The organism is Pseudoalteromonas sp. NBT06-2, from assembly GCF_002276045.1.
Taxonomy (GTDB): domain Bacteria; phylum Pseudomonadota; class Gammaproteobacteria; order Enterobacterales; family Alteromonadaceae; genus Pseudoalteromonas.
This window is the reverse complement of record NZ_NQMR01000267.1, coordinates 1-3,472: the sequence shown is the minus strand read 5'-3', so window position 1 is coordinate 3,472 and position 3,472 is coordinate 1. Positions and strand designations below refer to the sequence as shown.

General features: G+C 29.3%; 3 protein-coding genes. All 3 read left to right on the top strand.

The window, feature by feature from the left end; all coding sequences use genetic code 11:
• Nucleotides 1-295 (top strand): hypothetical protein (locus CJF42_RS27880; protein WP_170940768.1); only part of this gene is annotated, 295 nt, incomplete at its 5' end.
• 158 nt (nt 296-453) lie between these two features.
• A complete protein-coding gene (locus CJF42_RS25140) occupies nt 454-1,458 on the top strand; it encodes a cytochrome-c peroxidase (protein WP_095369245.1) in 1,005 nt (334 codons plus the stop codon).
• On the top strand, nt 1,455-3,472 hold a 2,018-nt coding region (locus CJF42_RS25135; protein WP_141235675.1), incomplete at its 3' end, for an ATP-binding protein. The genes CJF42_RS25140 and CJF42_RS25135, both read left to right, overlap by 4 nt.

Below are 3,472 nucleotides of genomic sequence, written 5' to 3'. Positions count from 1 at the left end.
TAACATTGTAGATTTTCAGCCTTTAGTTGAGGCAGTTAATACCTCAAGTGATAGTGATATTAATAAATTATTAGCAGGATTAATGAAATTAAAAATTTTTATTGAAAATTCTGATATAGCCGCTATTGAGCAACTTAACTATTTACAAACAATACCTGTGGCAAGTATCCATAAAGGTAAACTGCTTGATTTAAATGTGATATTAGATGAATTCGATTTTGAACAAGCAAATAACTTAGCGGCTAGTCTAATTGGTGACTTAAAAAAATATAATACTAAAGATGAAGTTGAATAAATTATGAATACAAACTTAGCTGTAGTATTTATACCTGATGTTTGAAATTAAAGTGTTTCAAAAATTTAAATTTATAATGAACTCCCTATATGAGAGATATATTGATGTTATTTGGACTAAAGCTTATAGCCCTATTGTATTAGAGCGAGTAATTTCCTATGCGTAAAAAATATAATATCCTGTTATTTTTTTCTTTTCTCTTATGTTTAATACCTAGTTTATCTATTTATTATTATAATATTGAGGATTTCACATATGAAACTATAGAATCAACAGTTTATGACTTTAAAGAAGTAAACTTTCCGATACAGCCAATACCTCAGAACATTAAAATAGATAAAAATTGGGTTTCATTAGGAAAAGCTTTATTCCACAGTCCAATGTTATCAAAAAATAACTCTATTTCATGCTCCTCATGCCACATGGTTGATTTTGGTGGTGATGATGGGATGGCATTATCAACTGGTATTAATAATTTATTAGGCAATAGAAACTCCCCTACGGTTCTTAATTCTGTTTTTAATTTTAAACAATTTTGGGATGGACGTGCTGCAGATTTAACAGAGCAAGTTGCTGGCCCAATACATAACCCAGTTGAAATGGGTTCTTCTTGGGATGAAATAATAAAGAAGTTAAAGCGAGATCCATATTTTTACAAAGCTTTTATGGATATTAGTAAAAATGGAGTTAATGAAGAAAATATTCTCAAAGCTATTGTTACTTATGAAGAATCATTAATAACACCTAATGCACCGATTGACTTGTATTTGTTAGGTGATAGTGATGCATTAACAAAGCAGCAAAAAAGAGGGCTAGATTTATTTGTCAATTATGGATGCTCAACTTGTCATCAAGGAGTAAATATCGGGGGGAATATTTACCAAAAATTTGGCATGTTAAACGATCTTCCAGAAGAATTTAAAGCAGATTTGGGTAAATATATCATTTCTAAAAAAGAGAGTGATAAGTTTGTATTTAAGGTTCCTTCACTCAGAAATATAGCGCAAACATCACCTTATTTTCATAATGGCAGTGTTCATGAATTATCAGAAGCTGTAATAATAATGGCTGAAAGCCAGTTAGGAATACAATTATCTACATCTGAAGTAGAAGACATTGTTGCGCTACTCCAATCTTTTTCAGCAAATCTGGTTGAATTATGAGCTTGAAGTCTTTTGTTTTAAAATATATTTTCGAAATTACAATTTTATTGTTGTTTACTTTATTTTCAATAAATATTTCGCTTTTAACCGTTGAGCATGAACAATTATCTAAAAGGCAAGGTTCAATACAAGCGTTAAATGAAGTATTACCTAAACATAAAATTCAATTATTAAATGCTAACTTTAGCAACCAACTACATTATGATAGTTTTGCACAAAAGCAATTACAACTAGATCAAATTTTATATACATTAAATTCAAATGACGTGTTGCAAGTACCATTGAAAAATTATCAACAAAAATCTATGAGTTTGATTCAAATGATCAGCATGCTAAAAACTTCTATTAGAATGGTAAGCAACTACAAAGTGAATAACATAGTTATGCAATATCAGAAAAAAATCACTGAATTACAACTGTTACTTTTTCAATATGTTAATTCCTTTAGTTATGTCACCTCAGAAGAAATCATCAGTAAACTTAATGAAGTTGAAATTCTAAATAAAAAAAATAACTTTGGGGGAAATTGGACTGTTTTTAAATTGCATTGCTGGTTTATTGTGAATAACCATGAAAAATCGGCTATGTTGCGGTTAGAGTTAATTAAAAATCCTATTATTAATTTTACATCTGAACAAAATATCAAATTGCAAAGAAAAATTAAAAACATAGAAATTGAACGTGCTTTAACTATTATTGGTGTCGTTTTATTTATTCTATTGTTTTTTGTTAACGTTTTAATACGTAAAAATATTGAATTGAAACGTGCAAATCAAGCTAAAATCCTTGCTGAAGATGCAAGTAAAGAAAAATCTAACTTTTTAGCCAATATGAGTCATGAAATTAGAACACCCATGAATGCAATTATTGGTATGTCTTATTTAACTTTGAAAACGGAGCTGACAGAGAAACAAAAAAATTATATTAATAAAGTACATATTTCAGCAACTTCACTATTAGCAATACTCAATGACATTCTTGATTTCTCAAAAATAGAGGCCGCTAAACTACATTTGGAATATATCGATTTTCAAATTGAAGATATGTTTAGTAACTTATCTACTATTAATAGTTTAAGTGCAGCTGATAAAAATATTAAATTAATTTTTGATTGCTCGTCAGATATACCTGAAATGCTTATTGGTGATCCTTTAAGACTAAATCAGATTTTAATTAATTTAATTAATAATGCGATTAAATTTACACCTCACGGCAAAGTCATAGTTAAAGCTGAAGTTGCTAAATTGCAAAAAGAATCACTGACTTTACGATTCTCTGTCCAAGATACAGGTATTGGCATATCTACTGCGAGTCAAAAAATACTGTTTGAACCATTTAGCCAGTCAGACTCTTCAATAACAAGGAAGTTTGGGGGTACTGGATTAGGTTTAGCAATTTGTAAAAAATTAACCGCATTAATGGGCGGAAGTATTACCGTTGACAGTACCGAAGGTGAAGGTAGTACTTTCACTTTTACAGCTAATTTTGGAATAAAAAACCAGGAAATAAATGAAGTCAAAGTAAAGCCAAAGTTAGTCGAAAATATGGCTGTACTTATTGTAGATGATAACGCATATGCCCGAGAAATTTCATATGATACGCTGATAAATGAAGGTATAAAAGTTGATGCAATTGATGGTAGTAATAAGGCTATAACGCATTTAAATCATAGTAATATAATATATGATTTAGTTTTAATCGATTGCAAAAGACCTAATGAAGTTGATATCCAAGTTGTACAAAAGATTAAATCAGAATTATCGCATTCACTCAGTAAAACTTCTATTATCGTTATAATGACCGAATATGGGCGTGACGAACTTAAAAAGTCAGCTAAACATACAGATATCAATCTTGTTTTGGATAAACCGATTACAATTTCAAGTCTAAAAAGTGCAATATGTTCAGCACAAAATTATGAAAGAGAAATTAGAAAAGGCTTACAATCAATTAATATTAATAATACAACAGCGCAATTAAAGGGGTGTCACGTTTTATTAGTTGAAGATAATGA